Below are 25182 nucleotides of genomic sequence, written 5' to 3'. Positions count from 1 at the left end.
GCGAAACGGCCGCACTTTGGAACTAGCCAGCCAGCTCAGCCACGTACGGTAATTCCGGTCGGGCGCTACTACAGAAAGCGCGCAAAGGTACTAGATTTAGACCCAACCCCAATTGGCTGACTTTGCTTGCTCCCCTATGACCCACGCTGCGCACGAACTCGGGCAGGCCGGCGAAACCGCCGCCAGCGCCTTCCTGACCGGCCTGGGCTACACCGTGCTCCGGCAAGGCTACCGCTACCGCCGGGCCGAGGTCGACTTGATTGCCCAGCACGGAGCAGCCCTGCTGGTTTTTGTCGAAGTAAAGACCCGCTCCTCGACGCAGTATGGGTTTCCGGAGGAGTTCGTGACGGAGCGCAAGCGCCAGCTGTTTCGGCTGGCCGCCGAGCAGTTCCAACTCGAAACCAACTGGCAGGGCGACATCCGCTTCGACATCGTGGCCCTTACCCCCTCGAGCACCGGGTTTCGGATTGAGCACTTCGAGGACGCCTTTTACTAACCTAAGCAGGCACAAAAAAGGCTCATCCCGCGCGGGATGAGCCTTGGTACTACTATCCGGAAGCCCGCCTACTTTTTGGCACCGGGCCGGTCCGAAACGGCGTCGCGCTTGTCGATGCCCTTTTCCTTGTCGTAAACCAGCACCGAGTTGCGGTTGTATTCGCGCACCAGCTCGGGCTCGGCCACCTCGGGGTCGTAGCCCGACGCCCCGTACTGGTACTCGTAGTGGCGGCGGTTGCGGAAGCCCCAGTATTTGGTCCAGACGCCGACTTTCTTGCCGTTCTCAAACTGCCCGTCCCAGTCGCGCTGCCCGTTTTCGAGGTAGCGCACGTAGTCGCCTTCTATCTTACCGGCCACGTAGGGAATGACTTCCTTGATTTTCTTCTTCTCGGCGTCGTAGTAGGTCACGGCCGCGTCGCGGGGGAAGCCCATTTCGTAATGGGTCTTGGTCAGCAACTCATTGTCCTTGTTGAGCCGCTCCCAACGCAGGTGGCGGGTGCCCAGGGCGAAGTAGCCGGTTTCGACCACCTTACCGCCCTGCAGCTTTTTGTAGGGCCCGTGCAGCACCTTGTCGGTAGCCGGGTTCAGCTCAGCCGTCGACTTAAAGATCTTGCGCTTCTTGGGGTTGAAGTAATACAGGGCCGGGGCGTACTCGTTGGGCTGCTGAAAGGTCTTGAGGTAGTAGAACTGCTCGATAATCTGGTTGCGCCCCTTCGGCCCCGACTTGGTGAAGCTCTTCTTGATCTTCTCGCCCAGGAACACGTTCTTTTTCTTCTTGGGCTTGCGCTGGGCAGCCTTCTCTTTCTCCTTGGCGGCCCGCTCCTGCTCCTTGGTCATGGCCAGGCGCTTGGTGTCCAACGAGGGCGCCTTGGTCGTGTCGCTGAGGTTGGTCAGCGAGTCGGGCCGGATGGTAGCCAGGCCGGGCGTTTCGGGTTTGCTGTTAAAGGAAACCGTCTTTTTGCTGCAGGCCGCCACCACGAGCAAAACCAGAGCGAGCAAAAAGGGCAGAAAGGAAAACCGAGGTGGGCGCATCAACGAAGCTGACAGAATTCGAAGGGTCGAACGTAAAGATATAGGGAATTAGTGCCCCAGCGGTGAGGTGGTGAGGTAGTGAAATGGTGAGTTTGATGTTCGGCTAGTTCCTAAAACCCAAACGGCTCCGGCAGCAAATGCCACCAGAGCCGTTGTCTATTGCTGTTACAGAAAAGTCAAATGGCTGCGTTTGGACGACAAACTCACCATTTGACCACTTCACCAGTTCACCACTAAGCCGTCAGCAAGTCGGCGCTGCGCTTGACGAAGGCCGTCAGAGCTTCGCCTTTCAGCAGGCCCTGGGCCAGCAAAGCCAGGTCGAAGGCTTGGCGGGCCAGTTTCTGGCTGGCTTCATCATCGGCGCTGAGCACGCGCTGGGCCACGGGGTGGTTGGCATTTACGCTCACGCTGTAGGTATCGGGCAGGGAGCCAAACATCTGCATGCCTCCTCCCCCACCGGCGCGCTGCATATCCTTCATCCGGCGCATAAACTCGGGCACGGTGATAATGACCGGCGCGTCCTGGGGCGAAAGGGCCTCCACCTGCACGTTCATATTCGGGTTGCTGATGGCCTTGGTGAAGAGTTCCTGCAGTTTGGTCTTGTCGTCGTCTGACAGCACGCTCTCAGTGGCCTCGTCCTTCTCGATGAGCTTGCCGATGGTGTCGGCGTCCACGCGCTTGAAGGTGACTTTCTCCAGCTTCTGCTCCAGCTGCCCGATAAAGTGGGAGTCGAGCACGGTGTCGAGCTTGAGCACGTCGTAGCCTCGGTCGAGGGCGGCCTGCACGAAGCTGTGCTGGGTTTCCGGGTCGGTGGTGTAGAGCACCACGGTCTGCTCGCTCTTGTCCTTCTGGTTGGCCTGCACGAACTCCTGGTACTCGCTCAGGGTAAAGAACTTGCCGGCCGTGTTCTGCAGCAGCACGAAGTCCTTGGCCTTGTCGTAGAACTTCTCGTCGGAGAGCATGCCGTACTTGACGAACAGCCCGATGTCCGACCATTTCTCCTCGAAGCCCGCGCGGTCCTTGCGGTACAGCTCGCTGAGCTTATCGGCGACCTTCTTGGTAATGTAGGTGTTGATTTTCTTCACCGCGGCATCGGCCTGCAGGAAGCTGCGCGACACGTTCAGCGGAATATCGGGCGAGTCAATCACGCCGTGGAGCAGCATCAGGAACTCGGGCACCACGTCCTTCACTTCGTCGGTGATGAACACCTGGCGCGAGTACAGCTGGATTTTGTTGCGCGAGAATTGCAGCTCGTCCTTCACCTTGGGGAAATAGAGAATCCCGGTCAGGTTGAACGGATAGTCCACGTTGAGGTGAATCCAGAACAGCGGCGGCTCGGAGAAGGGGTACAGCTCCTGGTAGAACTTGGTGTAGTCCTCGTCGGTCAGCTCGGCGGGCTGCTTGGCCCAAATCGGCTGGGTCTGGTTGATAACCTCGCCCTCGAACTCGATTTCGATGGGCAGGAACTTGCAGTACTTGGTCAGGATGGTGCGCAGGCGGGCCGCTTCCAGGAATTCGTCGGAATCGGCGGCTACGTGGAGCACCACGTCGGTACCCCGGTCAGCTTTGTCGGTGGTTTCGAGGCTGAACTCGGTGCTGCCGTCGCAGGTCCAGTGGGCGCCTTCGGTATCTTCCTTGTAGCTCTTGGAGAAGATTTCCACGTTGTCGGCCACCATGAAGGCCGAGTAGAAACCCAGGCCGAACTGTCCGATGATCTGGTCTTTGGCGGCCGTGTCCTTCTCCTTGTACTGCTCCACAAACTCGGTGGCGCCAGAGAAGGCAATCTGGTTGATGTACTTCTTGATTTCCTCGGCCGTCATGCCCAGGCCGCGGTCCGAAATGGTGATGGTGCGGGCTTCCTTGTCCACGCTCACCTTCACCTTCAGTTCGCCCAGCTCCCCCTTGAACTCGCCCAGCTGCCCCAGGCTCTTGAGCTTCTGGGTGGCGTCTACGGCGTTGGAAACCAGCTCCCGCAGGAAGATTTCGTGGTCGGAGTAGAGAAACTTCTTAATGATGGGGAAGATATTCTCGGTGTGAATCGAGATGCTACCTTTCTCTTGCATAGCGCGTTGGCAAAAGGGTTTGAAATTAAGAATCCGGACGAAACGCCAGCTTCCGCAGCCCGCGTTCCGTACCAAGGCCCGTCTCAAAACCTGTTCCACGACTTCTGCCCTGCCAGTTTGACAGCGCAATTGTTTACTTCCGGAAAAAGAAAAAGCCGCCCCTTTCGGGACGACTCTCTTCAGCCAGGGCGGGCCAATTAGAACGTATCAGAGAAGTGGTTAGCTGACTCCACGGCTTTGCCAGTAGCCGGCTTATTTAACTTTTCTAGCTCAGCGAAGTTCACCGCCAGCCATTCCTGCTCCAGCTCAGGGCCACGGCCCGAGGAGTTGGTCAGCCAGTCGAGGGCGGAAGTGACATCGGAAAAGAATTGAATTTCTCCACAGTCGTAGCGCTGCCCGTCAGCCAGTACCGTTTCCACCACCAGCTGATTGTGCAGGCTGGTCGGCAGAATAATAGCAATGTCGGTTACCTGCAGCCGGGCAAACAGCGGCAGCCAGGTTTCGCTCAGCCAGGCTTGCTCGTCGATACCCACGACGGGCATATCGGTTGTATCCACCAACCAGCGTCTAACCTTCTCTTTTTCTGAAAGTTCTACCAAATGATAGAAGGCAGCCTGAAACTGGGCTGCCTGAATAGGACCGCGCCATTGCCAGCGCAGCAGGCGCAGGCCTTTGTCGTAATGAAGAAAAAGAGAATCGGGCTTGGTCATACTAGGCAACTCCAACTACGAACTGGTAGCTGGCAATACAACAAAGGTAAGTTGAGCAAAGTGCAAATCTATAATTTTTCGACTACGGCCCCAGCTTGCCTGCTTAACTACGCTTTGTAACCGGCCGGCTAAATTTGGGTTCGAAAATCAGAAAAGCAATAGAGCCAGCAACTTATATAAAATTGCACTTATTGACAACCCTACAGGGCCAGAATATATTATTATTCAATTTGAGCCCCAGTACGTTATTGTACTTATACAATAGTAAACATATAATTTGCAGTAGACCTGGTTTCCGAACTCCAGCCTTTCCAACCCCAGGCCAACCATTGCTCCTCCTGCCGACGGCGTTAGCAATAAAGCAAGCCAGGGCGTCGTACCGCTGCTGCCATTTGCTCACAAGCTGCTCATTTAAAATCGTTTAATATATCCCCGCAGCAATACTTACCGACCTTAGCCAAGAAGGTCCCTGCTGGTTTTGCTGATTCGTAATTTGTTTTACCTTTGGGCCACTCCTGACACATTGTTGCAAATGCACGCACTTCGGTCCCGGTTAGCTATTCTGTTGCTGCTCTGCTTTACGCGGGTGCTGCTGCCGGATACGTGGGTCCTGGCCTTGCACGCGCACCAGCACACCACGGAAGAAGCCGCCCAGCAGCCCGGCGCGCCCAAAGGCAAAGCCCTGCTCTCGGCCAAGCACCAGCACTGCGCCGTCGACCATTTCTACGACGTGCCTTTCCAGGCGGCCACGCCCCTGGAGTTTACGTTGTTTACGGGTTATGCCGCCCCCACCACCGAGCGGGGCACTTCCGTATGGCTGGCCACCCACCCGTCGACGGCCGATTTGCGCGGCCCGCCCAGCCAAGGGTAAACGTTCGAGTAATGAGCTGCTGCTAGCTCCGGCCGGGCTTTGGCGTCCGGCTGGGGCCTAACCTCAACGTGGCCCAGCGCCGTTGAGACGCCCCATGCGCAGCAGTGGTTTTACCCACTGGCTTCCCTTTTCTTTTATGGATTCTCGCTTCCTGGCAGTTGCTAGGGCAGCGTGTGCACTGTGGCTGTGGCTGTTAGCTGCAACCGCCGTGGCGCAGGCAGCCCAGCAGGTGCCCGAATGCACGCTCTCCTTGAGCGGCCACGCCACCGACCACGAGTCGCGGGAGGGGCTGCCGGGCGCTACGGTGGTGCTGCTGGAAACGCAGCAGGCTACCCAGACCGATGCGGCCGGCAACTACCACTTCCACGTTTGCGCGGGCCTTTACCACGTGCAGGTTTCCTACCTGGGCTACAGCCCGGAGGCGGCCGAAGTGCGCGTGGCGGGGGCCGTCATTCGGGATTTTCAGTTGCACCCCGACGCCATTCTGCTTAACAGCGCGCTGGTCCAGGGCCAGCGCACGGCCGCGCCCACCACCCAGCCCACGGCGGTATTGGCCGGGCAGGCCCTGCAGCAGACCCGGGGTCAGGCCCTGGGCGAAGCTCTGCAGAAGATGGCGGGCGTCACGGCTATTCAGACCGGGCCGGGCATTTTCAAGCCCATGGTGCACGGGCTGCACTCCAACCGCGTCACGATTCTCAACAACGGGGTGCGCCAGGAAGGCCAGCAGTGGGGCGTGGAGCACGGACCGGAAATTGACCCCTTCATTGCCTCCCGCCTCACGGTGGTGAAGGGGGCGGCCAGTGTACGCTACGGCTCCGACGCCATTGGCGGCGTGGTGCTGGTAGAGCCCAAGCCGCTGCGGGACTCGGCCGGCATCAGCGCCGACCTGAGCCTGGTGGGTATGAGCAACAACGGCCTGGGCGCCACCTCCGCCACGCTGGACGGCAATCTGCGCCGGCTGCCGGCCCTGAGTTGGCGGGCCCAGGGCTCTTTGCGGCGCGCCGGCACCATGCGCACCCCCGACTACTACCTGAAGAACTCCGGCTTCGCCGAGCAGAACTTTTCCGGGGCCGTGGGCTGGCGTAAGCCGACGTACGGACTGGAAGTTTTCTACAGCCAGTTCAACACCCGCATTGGCATTTTGCCGGCGTCGCACGCCGAAAGCAAGACGGATTTGCTGCTGGCCATTGCCCGGACCGAGCCGCTGGAAACCACCGGCTTCAGCTACGCCATTGACCGGGCCTACCAACACGTGCGCCACGATGTGGCCAAGCTCACGGGCTTTGTGCAGACCGGCGCGGCGGGCCAGTTCCAGCTCACCCTAGCTCAGCAAACCGACTTCCGGGACGAGTACGACAAGTTCCGGCCCCGCAACGACAACCTGGCCAGCCTCAACAAGCCCGAGCTGAGCTACACCAACCGCACCAGCACCGCCGAGCTGCTGTGGGAGCACAAGCCCTGGCACTACTTTCGGGGCAGCGTGGGCCTGGCCGGCACTTACCAGGCTAACCGCTACGCCAACGGTAGCCGGCAGTTTATTCCCTACTACACCAACCTGATTGGTGGCGCTTTCTGGATTGAAAAATGGCAGTGGGGCGCCTGGCTGCTCGAAGGCGGCCTGCGCCTCGACCGGCGTGACCTGGCCGTGAAGCGCGGCGACCGGGCCGCCAACGGCGCTTTCTTCGTGGACCGCAGCCGGTTTCAGTACACTACTCCCGCCGCCTCCCTGGGTGCCACCTACGACCCCTCGGCCCACTTCACCTTCAGCCTGAATACGGGCCTGACGCGGCGGGCTCCGGCGGCCAACGAGCGGTTTAGCGAAGGTGTGCACAACGGTATGTATGAGCTAGGCAACGACCTGATACCCGGCGCCACGCCGCTACTGCCCGAAACGGCCCTCAACACCGGCCTGACCGTGAACTGGCACGCCAATCCGCGCTTCAACGGGGAAGTGACGGTGTACCAGAACCGGATTCTGGACTTCATCTACCAGGTGCCGCTGACCGAACCCGTGCAAACCGTGCGCGGCAGCCATATCAGCTGGCAGTACCTGCAAACCGACGCCACCTTCCGCGGCCTCGACCTGAGCACCAGCTACCAGCTCACCGCCGACTGGCTCTTGTCGGCCAAGGGCTCGGTGGTGCGCACCCGCGACACCCGGGCCGACGAGTGGCAGATTCTGATGCCCGCCGACCGGCTCGAAACGACCCTGCGCTACACCTGGGGCCACGACCGGGGCCCGCTGGCGGGCCGCTACGCCCAGGCCGGCGTGTACGCCGTGGCCCGCCAAACCCGGGTGCCCGACCACTACGAGGCCCGCGACTTGCTGGCCCCGCCGGCCGGCTATGCCCTGCTCAACGCGGAAATCGGGACGACCATCCGCTGGGGCCGCCTACCGGTGGAGGTTAGCCTGACGGGCTCCAATCTGCTCAACCAGCGCTACCGCGACTACCTGAACCGCTACCGCTACTTCACCGACGAAATGGGCCGCAACGTGAGCCTGCGGGTGCATATCCCGCTGGAGCTGCCCCACAAACTTCACTAGTTCTTCCTTTCCATTTTTTACGCTTTTCACGTATGACGCATCCTTTGATCAAGAAATCCTGGTTGGCCCTGTTGCTGGTTGCTCCCTTACTCGGGGCTTGCAAAAAAGACGATGACGACCCGCAGCCCGACGATGACAACGAGCAAATCACGACGGTGCGCTACGAGCTGACCCCGGTGGGCGGCGGCACGCCCGTGACGGTGCAGTACCGCGACGCGGACGGCGACGGGGGCGCGGCCCCGGTTATCGGCACGCTCACGCTGGCCGCCGGCACTACTTACACCGGCAAGCTGGTATTGCTCGACGAAACCAAGAATCCGGTAGTTGATACCTCCGCTGAAATCAAGGAGGAAGCCGATGAGCACATCTTCTTCTTCGAGCCCAGCAATGTGAACCTGACCATCACCCGCACCGACAAGGACCCAAAGGGCCTCGAAGTGGGCCTCGATACCCGCGTGGTAGCCGGCTCGGCTAATGCCACCGGCACCACGGGCACCCTCAAAATTACGCTGCGCCACCAGCCCGGCGCGAAAAACGGCACGTTTGCCCCCGGCGACACCGACGTGGAAGTCTCCTTCCCGACGGCCGTCCGCTAGGGCAAAATCCAGTAGTCAGGCCCGGTTTCGGCGGGGCCTCACGTCTCCAATTGGTTTGGTTTTGGAGAGCTTAACGAAGACATCGGCTGCTGGCCGGTGTTTTCCTGTTTCCGGGCTGCATCTTCTCTCCTCATTTCCCGTTCATGCGCTACGGCGTTTTTGTAGTCATTATGCTTCCTTCTTCCTGGGCCCCCGGCCTGCTTTTGTTTGCTGTTTCCGGCTCCGTGTTGGCCCAAACCCCGGAGCAACCTGTTCCCCCAACCGCTACGCCCCGCGCCGCCCGCGTGGCCACCGCGCCCACCACCGGCCGGGTACTCGACGCGGCCACCCAAGAGCCGCTGCCCGGCGCCACCATCGTCTTTCCGGACCTGCGCCAGGCCACTACCAGCGGCCCCGACGGCTCTTTCCGCTTTAGCAACCTGCCCCGGGGCCGCTTCCTGATGCAGGTTCGCTTTATTGGCTACAACACCTTCGTCAAGACGGTGGATACCGGCTCGGGGCAGCCGCTGGAAGCCGCCTTGGCCACGGCCGCCACCGAAATCGGGCAGGTGGTCGTCACGGGCGTGTCGGCGTCCACGGAAATGCGCCGCTCCCCGGTGCCCACCACGGTCGTGGACCGCAACCAGCTCAATCAGGCCGCTTCCACCAATGCCATTGATGCCATTGCCCACACGCCCGGCCTGGCCCAGATTACGACCGGAGCTGCCATCAGCAAGCCCGTTATCCGGGGCCTGGGCTCGAATCGGGTGATTACCTTGAACAACGGGGCCAAGCAGGAGGGCCAGCAGTGGGGCGACGAGCACGGCATCGAAATCGACGAGTACGCCATCGACCGGGCCGAGATTATCAAGGGCCCGGGCAGCCTGCTCTACGGTTCCGACGGTATGGCCGGGGTGGTCAACTTCCTGGCCCCCGACCCGGTGGAGGAAGGCAAAGTGCTGGGCTCGGTGGCGGCCAACTACCAAACCAATAATCACCTGCAGGGCTATTCGCTGATGAATGCCGGCAACCGCAACGGCTTCAACTGGCTGGTGCGCGGCAGCGGCAAAATAGCCGGCGCCTACCGCAACCGCTACGACGGGCGCGTTTACAACTCCGGCTTCCGGGAGCTGGACGGCAACGGCTACGTGGGCATCAACAAAAGCTGGGGCTATTCCCACCTCACTTTCAACTCCTTCAACCAGCAGCTGGGCCTGGTGGAAGGCGAGCGGGACGAAGAAACCGGCCAGTTTCTGAAGCTGGTAAACGTAGGCGGGCAGTATGCCGATGAGCGGCCCGTAACCGACCAGGACCTGCGCGGCTACGACCTCGACGTGCCCCAGCAGCAAGTCAACCACCTGCGCATCGGCACCGACAACAACTTTATCCTGGGCCAGAGTCGGCTGACGCTCAACGTGGGCTGGCAGCAGAACCTGCGCCGGGAGTTTGGCGACGTGCTGCTGCCCAAGGACCCTTCCCTGTACTTCCAGCTTCGCACCCTCGACTACGCCGCCCGCTACTTCCTGCCCGAAATGAGCGGCTGGAGCACCACCATCGGCCTGAGCGGCATGCGCCAGGAAAACGTGAACAAGGGCGTCGAATTCCTGATTCCGGCCTACCGCCTGCTCGACGGCGGCGTGTTTGCCGTCACCAAGAAAACCTTCGGCAACCTGGACCTCAGCGGCGGCCTGCGCTACGACCTGCGCCGCATTACGGCCGACGCCCTCTACCTCGACCCCGATACCGGCCAGCCCGTGGGCAGCGGGGAAGGCGAGCAGAAATTTGGGGGCTTCACCAGCACCTTCCGCAACGTATCGGGCAGCGTGGGCGGGTCTTACAACGTGAGTGAGAAGCTGCTGCTCAAGGCCAACGTGTCGCGCGGGTTCCGGGCCCCGAACATTGCCGAGCTGGCCTCCAACGGCAAGCACGAGGGTACCATCCGCTACGAAATCGGAACCCCGAACCTCAAGGCCGAAACCAGCCTGCAGCTCGATGGCGGCGTGAGCTATACCACCGACCACATCAGCCTGAGCCTCGACGCCTTCCGCAACCAGATTCAAAACTACGTGTTTCCCGAGCGGATTGAGGGCCTCATTAGTGCCGAGGGTGACCCGGTATTCCAGTACACCCAGGGCACGGCCCGCCTGGCCGGCGGCGAGGCCTCGCTCGATATTCACCCCCACCCCTTCGACTGGCTGCACTTCGAAAACTCCTTCTCCATGGTGCGGGCCCTGCAGCTCAACCAGCCCGAGGGCCAGCAGTACCTGCCCTTTATTCCCGCCGACCGGCTGCAGTCGGCCGTGCGGGTAAACTTCCGCAAAGTGGGCAGCTCCCGCTTGAACAACCTCTACGCCCGGGCCGGCGTGGAGCACACCTTCGCCCAGAACCGCTTCTTCTCGGCCTTTGACACCGAAACCCGTACCCCGGGCTACACCCTGGTCAACCTGGGCCTGGGCTCCGACGTGGTGAATGCCCGGGCCAAAACCCTGTTTTCGCTCTACCTGACGGCCAATAACCTCTTCGACGTGGGCTACCAAAGCCACCTGAGCCGCCTCAAGTACGCCGCCTACAACGTCAGCAACGGCCGCACCGGCGTCTACAACATGGGCCGCAACGTGAGCCTGAAGCTGGTCGTGCCGCTGGCTTTCAACTAAGCCCGGCGGCCCGTGGTGCTGGCTGCTCGGCTGCGGCCCAGCAGTCCACTGCAAAGCTACCTGGGTGGGTTTCGAAGCACCCGCAATAACCTACTGGCCCGACTTGCCAGACTTCTTCTCCGTACAACTGCAGTTGACAGCAAGTGGGTATCTTGCTGTCAACTGCTTTTTTTATTCCGTTGCTCGCTATGGCTTCCTCGCACGCTCACGACCACGCCGGTCATCACCACGGCCCGCCCGCCGACGGCAACTTCAGCCGGGCCTTTGGTTGGGGCATTGCTCTGAACCTGCTCTTTGTGGCCGCCGAAGCCGCCGGCGGGCTGTGGGCCAATTCCTCGGCCCTGCTTTCCGACGCGGGCCACAACCTGAGCGACGTGCTAAGCCTGGCCCTAGCCTGGGGCGCGGCCCTGCTGGCCAAGCGCCGGTCCTCGGCCCGCTACACTTACGGCTACAAGGGCGTCACTATTCAGGCCGCGCTGGTTAATGCCGCCCTGCTGTACGCGGCACTGGGTGCCATTTTGTGGGAAACCATTGAGCACCTGCGCCACCCCGAGCCGGTGAATGGCAAAATGGTGATGCTGCTGGCCGGCCTGGGCATCCTCGTCAACGGCTTCACGGCCTGGCTGTTCAGCAGCGGGCAGAAGGGCGACGTGAACGTGCGCGGGGCTTACCTGCACATGCTCACCGACGCGCTGGTATCAGTGGGCGTCGTTATCGGCGGCGGACTGGTGTACTACACGGGCTGGCTCTGGCTCGACCCAGCCATCAGCTTCGGCATCCTGGCCCTGGTAGCCTATAGCTCCTGGGGCCTGCTGCGCGAAACGGTACAGCTCAGCCTGCAGGCCGTCCCCGCCGGCATCGACCTGGACCAAGTGCGCACCTTCCTGCTGGCCCAGCCCGGCGTGGTAGAGGTCCACGACCTGCACGTGTGGCCCCTGAGTACCCAGGACACCGCCCTAACGGCCCACGTGGTGCGCCCCTCCGGCAGCTCCGATGCCAACCACTTCCTCAAAAACCTTCAGCACGACCTGGTCCACGAGTTCAACATCGGCCACTGCACCATCCAGATCGAGCAGGATACCGCCGTAGCCGGCCACCACGGCTGCTGCGACGCCGAAACCCTGGCCACCGCTACATCAGAGAAATCTTTGTGATACCGCAAGAGCACTTCCGCAAGATTGACGACGAACAATTAAAGCTGGTGGGCGCGCTTGAGGGTTACTGCCCCGTCCAGGCCGAAGGCACGGTAAACGCCTATCCGTTTTACTTCCGAGCCCGGTGGAAGGAGTGGGCTTTTTCCATTGCGGAAACTAGCCTTATGGACGCCGTAGATATGCAGTCTTTTGAGGGTGGTGAAGCTTACGGCTTCTTGGTTTCTGGCTCGGTTCCGGGTAAGTACGATGCCAGCTGGATGGATTATGACGTAGCCGAGGCCATAATCAAAGACTGCTGCCGCCAGTATCACCAGTTGCGGAGCGCGTAAATCTTCGTAATCTGCGTTCCTAATCCCGCTCCTTCCGCTCCTTTCCCACATGGCCATTACTTCCCCCCGCCCAGATTCCGCCCCCAAAACCGCCTCCCTCTTCAGCGCCATCGTCATCGTGGCTTCCCTGGGCTACTTCGTCGACATCTACGACCTGATTCTGTTCAGCATCGTGCGGGTTAAAAGCTTGAACGACTTGGGTATCACCGCCGCGGCGGCCGTGACGGATCAGGGCCTGTTCCTGATTAACATGCAGATGGGCGGCATGCTGCTCGGCGGCATTCTCTGGGGCATTCTGGGCGACAAACGGGGCCGGCTCTCGGTGCTCTTCGGCTCGATTCTGCTCTACTCCCTGGCCAACCTGGCCAACGGCTTCGTGCAGACCATCGACCAGTACGCCTGGCTCCGTCTCATTGCCGGCGTAGGTCTGGCCGGGGAGCTGGGCGCGGGTATCACCCTGGTTTCCGAGACGCTGCCCAAGGAAAAGCGCGGCTACGGCACCATGATTGTGGCCACCGTGGGCGTGTCGGGGGCCATGCTGGCCTACTGGGTGGGCGAGGCCCTGGGCTGGCGCAACGCCTATTTCGTGGGCGGCGGCCTGGGTCTGGCGCTTCTGGCCCTGCGGGTGGGCGTCTACGAGTCGGGCATGTTTGAACAGGCCAAGCAGGCGGAAACCGAGCGGGGCAACTTCCTGAGCCTCTTTACCAACGGCCCGCGCCTGGCCCGCTACCTGAAGTGCCTGCTCATCGGGGTGCCCCTCTGGTTCGTGGTCGGCATCCTGATTACCCTGGCCCCCGAGTTTGGCCGCGCCCTGGGCATTACCGGCGAGGTTACGGCCGGCCTGGGCGTGTTCTGGTGCTACTTCGGCCTCGTCTTCGGCGACTTTGCCAGCGGCACCCTCAGCCAGATTTTTCGCAGCCGCAACCGGGCCCTACAGCTATTTTTGGTGCTCTGCGGCCTGCTCTGCGCGGTGTATCTGTTTGCCATTCGCGGGGCTTCCCCCACGGCTTTCTACGTCGTGTGCTTCGTGCTGGGCTTCACCGTGGGTTTCTGGGCCCTGTTCGTGACGGTGGCCGCCGAGCAGTTTGGCACCAACCTGCGGGCTACCGTCGCCACCACGGCGCCCAACTTTGCCCGGGGCTCGGTAGTCATGCTGGTACCCTTGTTCAAAGGACTTTCGGGGCTGCAGGTGGGCGGGCAGCCGCTGGGCATTATCGGCAGCGCCGCCATTATTGGGGTGGTGTCCTTGCTCATTGCCTTCTGGGCCGTCAGCACCCTGCCCGAGAGCTACGGCAAAGACCTTGATTATCTGGAGGAATAAGTCGGCAAAATCTCAACTATGGCACCCAGGGGCCGTTACAGCCTAAACCGTAACTTCTCCCCTCAGCCATGAAAAAGATATTCGCCATACTCGCCGCCGTCACGTTGTTCACCGGCGCTGCCCAAGCCCAAACCGCCGCCCCCGCCGACACCGCCCAGGCCCGCCTGCAACTGCAGCAGCAGCGCACCGCCAACGCCCGGGCTACGCTCAACGACCAGAAAAACCAGTCGTCCTCCACCAGCAGCGCCGTCGCCGACACCAAGGCCCAGCTCAAGGAGCAGAAGCGCCAGCTCAAGGAGCAGCAGCTAGCCGCCAAGCAGGCTCGTACCCAGGAAAAAGCCGCCAAGCAAGCCTTGCAAGAAGAGAAAAAGCGCACCCGGGCCGCCAAAGCCGCTACCAAAGTATCGTAAGCAGCTCCGGCCTCTCCCGCCTCGTTTCAACACTCCGGCCCTTGGGTCGGAGTGTTTTTTGTGTTCCTTCACCCTTTCCTTACCCCTTCACTCCTTCTTTCCTCCGTTCCTATGGCCGACCAACCGACCAAAAACAAACCCATGTACTACCCCTGGCACCATTTCGTGCTGGTGCCCGCCGCCCTGGTGCTGGCCGGCTACGGGATTCGGCGCTACCTGAACGTGGCCGGCAACGACGAAATTTCCCGCCTCTGGTTTACCGTCATGTTCCTGGCCATTGTGAGCCTGGGCACCCTCATCATGCTGCGCCAGCACTACGCCCTGGCGTTGCAGGACCGCCTGATTCGGCTGGAAGTGCGGCAGCGCTATTTCGAGCTGACCGGCAAAAGCCTGCGCGCCTACGAAGCCCGGCTGCAGATGAAGCAGATTCTGTCCCTGCGCTTCGCCGGCGACGCCGAGCTGCCGGCCCTGGTCGACGCCGCGGCCCAGGACAATCTGAGCCCCAAAGACATTCAGGCCCGTATTCAGGACTTCCAGTTCGACCACCTGCGGGTCTGATTTTCGGGAGCTAGCGGGGGAAGTATTCAGCGAGTTGGATTTTTCCGCCGACTTTTGTGTTAGCCTGTTTCGCCGCGGCTCCCGGCTGCGGCTCTTTGCCGCCTGAACTTCCGAAACCGCGCTTTTTAGTACCCTAATAACGCATATGATTCTGTACAACGTCACGACCAGCCTCGACCCGGAAATTGCCGAAGAATGGCTGGTTTACATGCGCGACACGCACATGCCCGAAGTAATGGCCACCGGCTTTTTCCTGAAAAGCCAGCTGTGCCGCATGCTCAATGAAGAGGACAACGGCGTCACCTACGCTTCCCAGTACTACTGCGTAAGCCTCGAGCAGCTCGAGGAATACCAGCAAGTGGCCGCCCCAGCCCTGATTCGGGAAATGGAAAAGCACTTCGGGGGCCGCTACGCTTCCTTCCGCACCATGCTGGAAGTAGTGGACTAGAACCGGCCGTTACTACTGCTGCCTACAAGGGCCGTTCCTGCCAGGAGCGGCCCTTTTTATTGCCTTCCCGGGCTGATTCCGGAGCCGCAGCAGTTCCCCTCTGGTAGGTCAACACCGCGGGCTATGGTTGCAAAACCGCCAAAGCGATGCGCCGGTGTTCCAAACCCTGGTTTCAACCTCCCAAACCCTGGCCGCAGTCGTCCAAACACGTGCTTCAGTGCGCCAAACCCTGGCTTCAATCATCCAAAGCTTCGCCTCGGTCGTCCAAAGCCCGGTCACAATACCCCAAAGCTTCGCCTCAATCGTCCAAACACTAGTCCCAATTCTCCAAAGCCCGGTCCCAATCGTCCAAAGCCCGGTCACCAGGGCCCAAAGCCTGGCCCCAACCAGTAAAAGCCTCGCCGCGGGAATTCAAGCTATGATTTCAGACTATTCACTCTCCGGATCTGCGCCGGGGTGCAAGCCGCCGGGTGCCGGCTACCCGAACAAATAGTATATTCAGATTCCAACCTGCCTCTCCCACCCCAACTATTCCCACCCATGAGTATCAATCCAATAGTCTTATCCATCCCGATTTACTTCACCCTCATCGGCGTGGAGCTGCTCGTCGAGCGGCTGCAGCACACCGAGCGGTACCGCTTCCACGACGCCATTACCAACATCAGCTGCGGCATGACCTCCCAGATTTCGGGCGTGCTGCTCAAAGTCGGCGTCATCGGCATGTACGAGCTGCTCTACACTCACTTTGCCCTTTTCCACATCCCCCAAACCTGGGCCTGGGGCATCGTGCTCTTCGTTCTGGCCGACCTCTGCTACTACTTTGCCCACCGCTACTCCCACGAAATCAACTTCTTCTGGGGCGGCCACGTGGTGCATCACCAGAGCGAGGACTACAACCTTTCCGTAGCCCTGCGCCAAAGCTCCCTGCAGGGCTTTTTCACCTTCCTCTTCTACTTGCCGCTGGCCATCCTAGGCTTTGAAACCGAGTTTTTCGTCTACGTTTCGGCCCTGGTTACCCTCTACCAGTTCTGGATTCACACCGAGTTTATCGGCAAAATGGGCCCGTTGGAATGGGTGCTGAACACTCCCTCCCACCACCGCGTCCACCACGGCCGCAACCCCAAGTACATCGACAAAAACTACGCGGGCACCTTCATCATCTGGGACCGAATGTTTGGCACGTTCCAGCAGGAAGAGGAAACCCCGGTCTACGGCATCACCACGCCGGTGCGGTCCTGGAACCCGGTTTGGGTCAACTTTGGCCACTACTTCCAGATGCGGGAGCAGTTGGGCCAAACGCCGGGGCTGTGGAATAAAGTGCGCGTCATGTTCGGCCGGCCCGGCTGGCGCCCCGCCGCGTTGGGCGGCCCCTACCAGATTCCGGAAGTGAGTGCCGCTACCATCCAGAAGTACACCACCAGCGCACCGCGCACCGTCAATTTCTACGTGCTGCTCCAGTACGTGGTGCTGCTGGGCGTGGCGGCCGTGTTCATGTTCACCCAGAAAGACATGGAGCCCGCCGTGCGCTACGCCGTAGCGGCCTGGTGCATGTGGACGGCCGTGGCCTGCGGGGCCTTATTCGAAGCCAAACGGACCGGCTACCTCCTGGAGCCGGTCCGCATTCTGGCCTCCCTGGCCCTGCTAGTATTCGCCCTGCGCACCTCCGACCTGTTTATAACCGCCGCAGCCGTTGGCACGGCCTGGCTGGTGGTGTCGCTCGTGTGGGCCTACTCGTTCCGCCGGGTATTTTCCTCCACGGCGGCCACTACGGCCGCGTCGCACGCATACGCCTGAAGCTGCTCGGCCGTCATGTTGCCGTTGAACCACTCCGGGTCCAGGTTGGCCCCGATGCGCTTGTAGAAGCCAATGGCAGGCTCATTCCACTCCAGCACCTGCCACTTCAGCCGGTAAGCCCCCGTGCGCCGGGCCTCGGCCACCACGGCGTCAAACAGCTTCTTGCCGATGCCCGTCCCGCGGGCCGCTTCGGTCACCACCAGGTCTTCCAGGTACAGCATCCGGCCTTTCCAGGTGGAGTAAGCCGTGTAAAACAGGGCAATGCCCAGAATGCCTTGCTCGGGCGTTTCGGCCACGAAAAAGCCGAAAATGGGCTCCGGCCCAAACCCGTCGCGGTGCATATCCACCAGCGTATTGGTGACTTCCTCGGGGGCCCGCTCATAAATAGCCAGCTCCACAATCAGCTCGTGCACGCGGGCCAGGTCGTCGGGCGTACCGCGCCGGATGGTAATGTTTGCCATGGGAATGTAGTTTTTATTCGTCTGTCATCCTGAGCTTAGCGAAGGACCTTATGGGATACCAACGACTTGTTCTGGCGTAATAAGGTCCCTCGCGGAGCTCGGGATGACAGACGGTAATAAGCCTAATCAAAACACCAACGCCCACCTGCTCAGACTACGGCAAGTGGGCGTTGGCAGAAAAGCCCGAAGGCTGAAATTACATCTGGGGCTGCATCTTTTTGATGTCCTCGGTAGCGTTTACCGAGTTGATTTCGCGGGTTGCAGCGTTCTGGGGAGCCGTTTTACCGCCGGTCGTGTCGGGAGCAGCCGGGATGGGAGGCAGGGCCTCGGTGGCTACATCCTCGTTGGTTTCGAAATCAGGGTTTTTGCACGAGGTAACGGTCAACGACAGCAGCGAAGCGCCGGTCAGCAGACCGAGCAGGAACTTTTTGTTCATAGTAAGCCGAAATAAGACAGGCGTTTGGGACTTTGGGGCCGCAAGATACGAAGCGAGGCCCGCGAAACCTACCTACGGCTCAACGCCCCATTGGATACGGATTGACGCCCATGTTCTGGAAAGCAAACGACCACACGTCGGCCCACTCCTGAATCTGCAGGGCCGTACTCTTGCCCGCCCCGTGCCCGGCATTCACATCGACGCGGATGAGTTGGGGGTTGGGCCCGGCATTCATTTCCTGCAGCGTGGCCGCAAACTTGAACGAGTGGGCGGGTACCACCCGGTCGTCGTGGTCGGCGGTGGTAATCATCGTGGCCGGGTAAGTCGTGCCGGCCCGCAGGTTGTGCAGCGGGGAGAACTTATACAGGTTCTTGAACTGCTCGAAGTTGTCGGAAGTGCCGTACTCGGGGGCCCAGTTCCAGCCGATAGTAAACTTCTGGTAGCGCAGCATGTCCATCACGCCCACCGCCGGGAAAGCCACGTGGGCCAGCTCGGGCCGCTGGGTCATGATGGCGCCCACCAGCAGGCCGCCGTTGGAGCCGCCGGCAATGGCCAGGTGCCGGGCGTCGGTGTAGCTCTGCACCGTCAGGTACTCGGCGGCGGCAATAAAGTCGTCGAATACGTTCTGCTTGTTGGGCGTCATGCCGGCCTGGTGCCAGGCCTCGCCGTATTCACCCCCGCCCCGCAGGTTGGGAATAGCCAGGATGCCGCCGTTTTCGAGCCACAGCATGCGGGCCACGCTAAAGCCCGGCGTCAGGGAAATGTTGAAGCCGCCGTAAGCATAGAGGTAGGTCGGGTTCTGGCCGTTGAGCTTCACCCCTTTCTTATGCACGATAAACATCGGCACCTTCGTGCCGTCCTTGCTGGCGTAGAACACCTGCGTCGTGACGTAGTCCTGGGGCTTCACGTCCACCGTCGGGGCCCGAAACACGGTGCTTTGCTTCGATTCCAGGTCGTAGCGGTAGATGGTGGTGGGGTAGGCAAACGAAGTGAAGGCGTAGTATACGCTCTTCGCGTCGCGGCGGCCCCCAAAGCCCGAGGCCGTGCCCAGGGCGGGCAGCTCCACGTCGTTCTGAAACTCCCCCTTCTCGGAGTATACTTTCACCTGGCTGCTGGCGTCCTTGAGGTAAGTCACGATGAGGCGGCCACCCACGTGTTCCACATTTTCCAGCTTGTTCTCACCCTGCTTGATGACCTCTTTCCAGTTGGCTTCCTGGGGCTTTTTAGGGTCAATGAGCACAATACGGTAGCGTGGGGCCTTGTAGTTAGTCAGCACCAGCAGCTGCCCGCCCACGTTGCCAATCACCGAGTTGTTGTGCTCGTAGCTCGAAATAAGGGTGGTAAACTTGGTGGCCTGTTTCGGGTCGGTCAGGTCGCGCACGGCCAGGCGGTTGCCGTCGGCTTTGCCATCGGTGGTGTAAAGCACCAAAAACCGCTCATCCTCGGTAGTACCCACCGTGCGGAAGCCCAGGGCCATGGTCTTGTCTTCGTACACGAGCTTGTCGGCGCTCTGCGCCGTGCCCAGCTTGTGGAAGTACACCTTGTGAAACTCGTTTTTGCCCGACAACTGATTCTGACCCGCCTTGGGGGCGTCGTAGCGGCTGTAGTAGAAGCCATCCTTGCTCCAGGCCGCCCCCGACACCTTCACCCACTGCAGCTCGTCCTTGAGCGGCTGCCGGGTTTTAAGGTCCAGCACCTTCATTTTCTGCCAATCCGAGCCGCCGCCGGAAGTGGCGTAGGCCAGGTAGCGGTGGTCGTTGGAAAAGTACGTGCCGGCCAAGGCCGTCGTGCCGTCGGCCGAGAACTTGTTGGGGTCGAGCAGCACGTCGGGCTGGCCTTCCTGGCCATTTTGCTGCACGTACAGCACGCCCTGGTTCTGCAGGCCGTCGTTTTTGGAATAGTACAGATGCTCGCCCTCTACCTGCGGAATGCCAAACCGCTCGTAGTTCCACAGCTTGGTCAGGCGCTCCTTGATTTGGTCCCGGAACGGGATTTTCTCCAGGTAGCCGAAGGTCACCTTGTTCTGGGCCGTGACCCACTCCTTGGTTTCGGGCGAGTCAAGGTCCTCGAGCCAGCGGTAGGGGTCGGTGACGGGCGTACCGAAGTAGTCGTCGGTATGATTGATTTTGCGGGTCTTGGGGTATTCCACAGCGAGTCGGGGCAAGTCGGCCGCCGCCGACGCACTGCGCCGGCTCGGGCCATTGGTTTCAGCAGTAGGCACTTCCGTCAGGGGCCGGTGGGTGGCCAGGTCGTTGGCGGGCTGGGTCGATTTACAGGCGGCCAGGGCCGTCAGCGCCAATAGCGGATAGGATAGTTTGCGCATACGATACAGAACGAAGAAAGGAGGATGGGGCCGAATATAAACCCAGAACCCGCAAACTGCGCGGATTCCGGATTTTGTTTGGGTTCCTCTTCTCTGTAACGGTACTAATTCTGGCTTTCGTCTGCGACAATACGGGCATATAAATAGTCACTTCGCGCAAAATCGAGGCCTTTAGCATTGTTTGCTCTGTCCTCCTGAGCTTTGCGAAGGACCTTCCTCACCTGAGTGACAAAGCGCAATTCAATGTGGTAAAGCCTTTTGCTACTGTAGTAAAGTGCTTTGGGCCGTTGGTTCTACCTGCTGCGGGACAGGCGAGGAAGGTCTTTCGGCTCCGCCTCAGGAGGACAGGGGAAAGCCGGCAGGGAGTGCGGCAACGACAGCACGCAAGATACCTCAGCTCCTCTCGGCATGAGAGACGAGCGGCCTCACCTACCGGCTGGTAATACGCCCAATCTTGGGAATGACCTGGATCAGGAAGCGCTTATTCTGGCCTTCCTGAGCCCCCCGGTAGCGGCCGGTACCGAAGAAGCCACTACCGCCGATAATGAGCTCCACGCCGCTGTCCTGGCTGAAGTCGAGGCCGTTCTGTTTCCAGAAGTTGAGCAGGTTTAGGGCCCGGCGGTAGCTGAGCTGGTAGGTAAGCTGCTCCTCGGCCCGGTTGCGGGCGTCGTTGCCGGTATAGCGGGCCGCCATGCCTTCCACGATGACGAGGTAGCGCACCGGCTGCTCGGTTTTGATGGTTTTGAGCACCGAGCGCAACGTGCGGCCGGCCTGCAACAGGGCCGGCTTGTAGGCCTCCTGAATTTCGTCGCGGCCCGACTTAAACTGCACCGGCACCAGCAGCTCGTGCCGCTCCAGGGCGGGGTCGTACTTAAAATACTTGCCTTCGAGGCGCTTCAGCGAGTTGCGGATTTTGGTAATCTGCTCTAGCTCTTCGGCCTTGGCTTTGAGCTCTCCGTTGGCCGTTTTCAGGTCGTGCTCCCGGTCCTTGAACAGCTTGAAGCTATACACGAACAAGACCAGCATCACCACGAAGAGCGACGTCATCAGGTCCACGTAGCTGGGCCAGAAGAAGTCGTTGGAAGAGCGGTTTTGCGAGTCGTTCATGGGTAATTAAATGGATTGACGGTCTTCTTCAGCACTAAGAATCAAGCTCCAGACCATCATTATAGGCCAGCCACTGATTAGGAGGAAGGCAATAAGACGGAGTAAAAAACTACGCCAAGTTCCGCTCTTCGGCTTAAGAATCAGAAAGAAGAAACTCAAAGCCACCACGGCCGCGTAGAGCAGCATTAGGCCCGCGTAGACGATGATGAGTGAAATAGGCATCTGCTAAAATTGCTCGGCGAACAGCAAATACCTACTGCGGCCTGACGCCCCCAAACAAGCTGTCCATAAACCGCTGAAACCGGTTTTTGGACGTGGCCTTGACCAGCACCGTGTTCAGGTTCGACAGCTCGGACAAGAGCTTAGCCTGAATCTGGGAGTCCAGCTCGATTTTGCGCAGCAGCTCCCGCTGGGTAGCCGATACTTCCCGGCCGAGCACATCCTGCTGGGCGTTGAGGTTCTTGAAGGGCTCCAGGTACTGCCGGATTCGGTCGAAGACGTTGTCCTCGTTGAGCTTCTGGAAGTGCTGCTGCCACTTTTCGTAGGCCTGCTGGGCGTCCCGTTCGTGGAAGCTCAGGCGCTGTTGCATGAGGTCGGTGAGGCGGCCGGTGGCCTGGTCGAAGTACTGTTCGGTGCGGGAAGCCAGGTTGCCCATTTCCTTCTGGTGGCGCTGGAAGAAGTCGAGCTGGGCCTGCACCAGGTTGTCGTGCTGGCCGATGTACTGGCCCACGTTGTTGATGCCCCGCTCGAAGCCCACGAGCCGGTCGAGGATGCTGCTCACGGCCCGGGCCGTTTCGGTGCCGTCCTCCAGCATCTGGTTGAGCCGCTCCTGGTAGCCCACAAACTGCCCGAACATTTCCGCCGACTGGCTCACCTTCTCAAACACGGCCACGTTAGCGCTGGCCATCTTGTCGAACCCGATTTCGTTGAGCCGCATCAGGAAGTCGCGCTGCACTTTCACGTTCTCGGTGAGCGTGCCGATGACGGGCTCGAAGATGGTGACCTTGCTAACGAAATCCTGGTTGAAAGCGTCGAGCACGGCCTTCAGGTTTGAGAGGCTGCCGGCCATATCCGAGTGCAGGATGGGCAGCAGGCGGGCTTGCAGAAAGGTGTAGTAATTGTTCTGGGCCTGGTCAAGCTTCTGGTGGGCGTTGCGCACGAGGCCGTTGCCGAGCAAGGTCAGCAAGAGGCCCACGAAGGAGCCGGTCATGGCAATGAGCACGCCGGTCAGGAAGGGCGTCAGGGCCTCGTCGTCGGATACGCCGTTGCGGGCAATGCCCACCAGGCCCAGGATTACGCCCAGAAACGTACCCAGCAAGCCCAGGTAGAGCGGGGTGGCCACGTTGGCCTGCACCGCGTTTTCCAGTACCTGACTTTGCCGCTCGGAAATGTCTTTGAGGATGCTGAAGTCGGCCGCCCCTTTGTTGTAGCGCAGGTAGCCGTTGGTGTCGTCGACGATTTCGCGGAAACCCTCCGACACGTTGTCCACCTTGATGATGTCGACCAGAAAAGAGTCGGCCGGGGCGTCGGCGGCGTAGTCGGGCAAATCGATGCCGGCCGGGGTGACTAGTCGGCGCTCCACGCGCAGGGCGTCGCGGGCGGGATAAAGCTGGCTAAGCCGTAGCGCCTGGGAGCGGGTTTGCAGAAACGTGCGAATCTGCAGGCCCACGACAATGGCAACGACAACGACTTCGAGGATTATTTCGAGCATGAAAACTTCAACGGGAAGAAAGCACAAAGGTCAGCGCAAAACCGCTGACCCGCCACTCAATATGCAAAAAAACGCGCCATACCGTTGCTAATGCCAGGGTATAGCTTACACGGTACGTAAAAAAGAACGTCATGTCTCCCGGTGGTCGACATGACGTTCTGAAGTTGATTATTTGCCTTACTCGAAGTGAATAGCGGCTTTCTGCTCAATCTGCCAAGCGCCATTGCTCTTAATCAGCGTGCCATCCTTGTCGGTCACGATGCGTGAAACAGGGCCGTTGGGCTGCTGGTAGGCGCAGGCTTCGCGCAAGGAGTACTGGGCGCTCTGAATGGCGTAGGCGTGGACGCCGACGTTGGACGTCACCCGGAAGGTAGCCCGCTCGGGCACCCGCGGGTCGGGCGTAATTTCGTAGATACTGTCGTGCTGGGGCTGGTCCTGCAGGTCATACTCACTGAAGCCGCCGTTGACGGGCACCTTCACGTAGTAGCGCGACGGGGCAGGGGGAACCGGGGCGGCTACGGGTGCCGCGGGAGCCTCCCAGGTTTCGGGACCGGGCAGCTGCACGGGCGGCACGAGGCTGTCGAAATCGTCGCGCGGAGCCGAGGCGGGAGAGCCAGAAGGGATGGGCATCGGCGGCTGGGCTGTTTCGTGCATGGGCACCGGCGGGGCATAGCTCGTCGGGGCCGATTCGATGTTCTGAAACTGGTTTGGAGCCGGTGCGGCGGGAGGCGCCACCGGTATTGGAGCCGGAGCCTGCACTACTGGGCGAGTCGGTGCAGGAGATTGAGTTGGCGCGGCTGCAACAGGCCGGGCCGGGTTGTTAGTTGCCCGGGGTTGCGCACCCGTGGCCGGCTGCGGAGCCGGTTTCTCCGCTTTGGCGGGCGGCGTTGTTGGTTGCTGCTTGGCCAGCTCTTCGGCTACCCGCTGCTGCACGATTCGCTCAATCTCGCGCTGTAATTCCGGCGTCATCCGCTTGGGCGAGCCAGCCGCCGCTACCCCTCCGGCCGAAGGCACACTGCCGCTCATAGCCACCGCCTTCACCGATTCCAGCTCACTGCGGTGCCGGTCGGCGCGGGTGCCCAGGGCGCTGATGCTGCGGCGCAGCATTACGTAGAGAAAGATGCTGAGCAAAGACAGAATCAGGGCCAGCGGGGCAAACAGCTTGCTCATCAGGCTTTCACTAGCAGGTGCCGGGCGCGGCGCTACGGCGGCATTGCTTTCCACGGCTCCCTGCCCTACTCCGGCATCCGAAGCAGTCAGAGACGCGTCGTCGGCTACGGAAGTATCCTCCGTATCAACGGCGCCGGCCGTAACGTCGCTGTTGGGGTCGGCGGGCGGGGTGCCGTTGGTCAGGTAGGTGTCGAGCTGCGTTTTCAGGGCGTTGAGCCGAGCCATACGCTCCGCATCGGCCTTGCGGGCGGGGGAAGCCTGGAGCTTGTTGATGATTTCGGTGGTCAGCTTCTGCAGCCGCGACTTATCCGAGCCCAACCCTTTGTACATCGTGCCCTTGCCTTCGAGCGGCTGGTAGAGCAGGCTGTACACCTTCTGGCTGTCGGCCTTGATGCTGGTGACGAAATCCGGCAACGACCCGCCGCAGTTCAGGCTGCTTTTCAGGTTGGGGCGGTTGTTGTCGTCATACACGTAGCGCACCGTAGCGCACCAGATCTGCACCTTCTGCTCATCGAGCGTGGGCTGGCCGAGGGGCGTTTGGGCGGAAGCAGCAATTGACGCCACAGCTACACACAAAGCAGTCAGGGCAGAAAGAAGGAAACGATTCATGGGCAGGAAAGTCAGCGTGCAGTAGTGCGGCTATTGGCAATCAGCTAGTTGTTGGTCGAAGCGCATAAGTGAATCTTCTCCTAATAATACCAGCTGTTGGTTAAAGGCGGCTTTGGTAAACGGCCCCATTATATTGCTTCGAACATCCACTTTAACATAGTGTACCTCAGCAATTTTCATTTCTTGGTCTTGAATGCTCTTCAGCGGAATGATATAGTAGCCAATACAAGACTTAACAATAACAACCCGGGCATTATGCCCAGCCGCCGCAACACGGCTACGAATCAAGGGAAATCCAAACTCGCCCTAGTTGTCATAGTATAAGTGGTAGTCCTGTTCATCGGCTTTCATTCTAATCCAAAAGTTACCGACGACATTTTCCTCGTTGTTCTCATTACCCCAAAAG

The 25182-nt window shown here is 60.5% G+C and carries 22 protein-coding genes; 12 read left to right on the top strand and 10 right to left on the bottom strand.

Annotated elements, in window-relative coordinates; all coding sequences use genetic code 11:
- Nucleotides 1-136 precede the first annotated feature (136 nt).
- On the top strand, nt 137-496 hold the full coding sequence (locus CLV45_RS21555) for a YraN family protein (protein ID WP_100338554.1): 360 nt from the start codon (nt 137-139) through the stop codon (nt 494-496).
- Between the two features lie 68 nt (nt 497-564).
- Here the strand turns inward: CLV45_RS21555 and CLV45_RS21550 are convergent, their stop codons facing one another.
- From CLV45_RS21550 to CLV45_RS21540, 3 genes are all read right to left on the bottom strand, one after another.
- Nucleotides 565-1494 (bottom strand): toxin-antitoxin system YwqK family antitoxin, encoded by a 930-nt coding sequence (locus CLV45_RS21550; protein ID WP_157807719.1) that lies wholly within the window; start codon nt 1492-1494, stop codon nt 565-567.
- Between the two features lie 266 nt (nt 1495-1760).
- Entirely contained in the window at nt 1761-3590 is a 1830-nt protein-coding gene (gene htpG / locus CLV45_RS21545) for a molecular chaperone HtpG (RefSeq protein ID WP_100338552.1), read from the bottom strand.
- A 197-nt stretch (nt 3591-3787) separates the two neighbouring features.
- Nucleotides 3788-4300, bottom strand: coding sequence for a hypothetical protein (locus CLV45_RS21540; RefSeq protein WP_157807718.1), 513 nt, complete (start codon nt 4298-4300; stop codon nt 3788-3790).
- Between the two features lie 565 nt (nt 4301-4865).
- Between CLV45_RS21540 and CLV45_RS21530 the strand changes: the two genes are divergently transcribed.
- The 11 genes from CLV45_RS21530 (at nt 4866) to CLV45_RS21475 (ending at nt 16959) form a co-directional block, all read left to right on the top strand.
- The gene (locus CLV45_RS21530; RefSeq protein WP_100338549.1) at nt 4866-5171 is read left to right on the top strand and encodes a hypothetical protein; all 306 of its coding nucleotides are present in this window, start codon (nt 4866-4868) and stop codon (nt 5169-5171) included.
- Nucleotides 5172-5379: 208 nt separating this feature from the next.
- Entirely contained in the window at nt 5380-7716 is a 2337-nt protein-coding gene (locus CLV45_RS21525) for a TonB-dependent receptor (RefSeq protein WP_170061912.1), read from the top strand.
- 32 nt (nt 7717-7748) lie between these two features.
- Nucleotides 7749-8312: a hypothetical protein gene (locus tag CLV45_RS21520; protein WP_100338547.1), complete on the top strand. Its 564-nt coding sequence runs from the start codon at nt 7749-7751 to the stop codon at nt 8310-8312.
- Nucleotides 8313-8482: 170 nt separating this feature from the next.
- On the top strand, nt 8483-10945 hold the full coding sequence (locus tag CLV45_RS21515; protein ID WP_100338780.1) for a TonB-dependent receptor: 2463 nt from the start codon (nt 8483-8485) through the stop codon (nt 10943-10945).
- A 188-nt stretch (nt 10946-11133) separates the two neighbouring features.
- Nucleotides 11134-12099 (top strand): cation diffusion facilitator family transporter, encoded by a 966-nt coding sequence (locus tag CLV45_RS21510; protein ID WP_100338546.1) that lies wholly within the window; start codon nt 11134-11136, stop codon nt 12097-12099.
- Nucleotides 12096-12428 (top strand): hypothetical protein, encoded by a 333-nt coding sequence (locus tag CLV45_RS21505; RefSeq protein ID WP_100338545.1) that lies wholly within the window; start codon nt 12096-12098, stop codon nt 12426-12428. Before CLV45_RS21510 ends, CLV45_RS21505 begins: the two co-directional genes overlap by 4 nt.
- A gap of 49 nt (nt 12429-12477) precedes the next feature.
- Nucleotides 12478-13749 carry an MFS transporter gene (locus CLV45_RS21500; RefSeq protein ID WP_100338544.1) on the top strand — a complete coding sequence of 424 codons (1272 nt, stop codon included), beginning with the start codon at nt 12478-12480 and terminating at the stop codon, nt 13747-13749.
- Nucleotides 13750-13817: 68 nt separating this feature from the next.
- Nucleotides 13818-14159, top strand: coding sequence for a hypothetical protein (locus tag CLV45_RS21495; protein ID WP_100338543.1), 342 nt, complete (start codon nt 13818-13820; stop codon nt 14157-14159).
- Nucleotides 14160-14270: 111 nt separating this feature from the next.
- Complete coding sequence (locus tag CLV45_RS21490) at nt 14271-14717, top strand: DUF6526 family protein (protein ID WP_100338542.1); 447 nt, start codon at nt 14271-14273, stop codon at nt 14715-14717.
- A 145-nt stretch (nt 14718-14862) separates the two neighbouring features.
- Nucleotides 14863-15165, top strand: coding sequence for a DUF4286 family protein (locus CLV45_RS21485; protein WP_100338541.1), 303 nt, complete (start codon nt 14863-14865; stop codon nt 15163-15165).
- A 540-nt stretch (nt 15166-15705) separates the two neighbouring features.
- A complete protein-coding gene (locus CLV45_RS21475; RefSeq protein WP_100338539.1) occupies nt 15706-16959 on the top strand; it encodes a sterol desaturase family protein in 1254 nt (417 codons plus the stop codon).
- Here the strand turns inward: CLV45_RS21475 and CLV45_RS21470 are convergent.
- From CLV45_RS21470 to CLV45_RS21435, 7 genes are all read right to left on the bottom strand, one after another.
- Nucleotides 16893-17420 carry a GNAT family N-acetyltransferase gene (locus tag CLV45_RS21470; RefSeq protein ID WP_100338538.1) on the bottom strand — a complete coding sequence of 176 codons (528 nt, stop codon included), beginning with the start codon at nt 17418-17420 and terminating at the stop codon, nt 16893-16895. The genes CLV45_RS21475 and CLV45_RS21470 overlap by 67 nt on opposite strands.
- A gap of 196 nt (nt 17421-17616) precedes the next feature.
- Entirely contained in the window at nt 17617-17856 is a 240-nt protein-coding gene (locus CLV45_RS21465; protein ID WP_100338537.1) for a hypothetical protein, read from the bottom strand.
- 79 nt (nt 17857-17935) lie between these two features.
- Nucleotides 17936-20179 carry a prolyl oligopeptidase family serine peptidase gene (locus CLV45_RS21460; RefSeq protein ID WP_100338536.1) on the bottom strand — a complete coding sequence of 748 codons (2244 nt, stop codon included), beginning with the start codon at nt 20177-20179 and terminating at the stop codon, nt 17936-17938.
- A gap of 429 nt (nt 20180-20608) precedes the next feature.
- Nucleotides 20609-21286, bottom strand: coding sequence for an OmpA family protein (locus CLV45_RS21455; protein WP_100338535.1), 678 nt, complete (start codon nt 21284-21286; stop codon nt 20609-20611).
- 253 nt (nt 21287-21539) lie between these two features.
- A complete protein-coding gene (locus CLV45_RS21445) occupies nt 21540-22997 on the bottom strand; it encodes a hypothetical protein (RefSeq protein WP_100338533.1) in 1458 nt (485 codons plus the stop codon).
- 177 nt (nt 22998-23174) lie between these two features.
- Nucleotides 23175-24731 carry a hypothetical protein gene (locus CLV45_RS21440; RefSeq protein ID WP_100338532.1) on the bottom strand — a complete coding sequence of 519 codons (1557 nt, stop codon included), beginning with the start codon at nt 24729-24731 and terminating at the stop codon, nt 23175-23177.
- Between the two features lie 75 nt (nt 24732-24806).
- Entirely contained in the window at nt 24807-25064 is a 258-nt protein-coding gene (locus CLV45_RS21435; RefSeq protein ID WP_100338531.1) for a hypothetical protein, read from the bottom strand.
- Nucleotides 25065-25182: the final 118 nt, after the last annotated feature.

It is taken from the genome of Hymenobacter chitinivorans DSM 11115 (assembly GCF_002797555.1).
GTDB classification, from domain to species: domain Bacteria; phylum Bacteroidota; class Bacteroidia; order Cytophagales; family Hymenobacteraceae; genus Hymenobacter; species Hymenobacter chitinivorans.
This window is presented reverse-complemented; position numbering and strand designations above follow the sequence as displayed.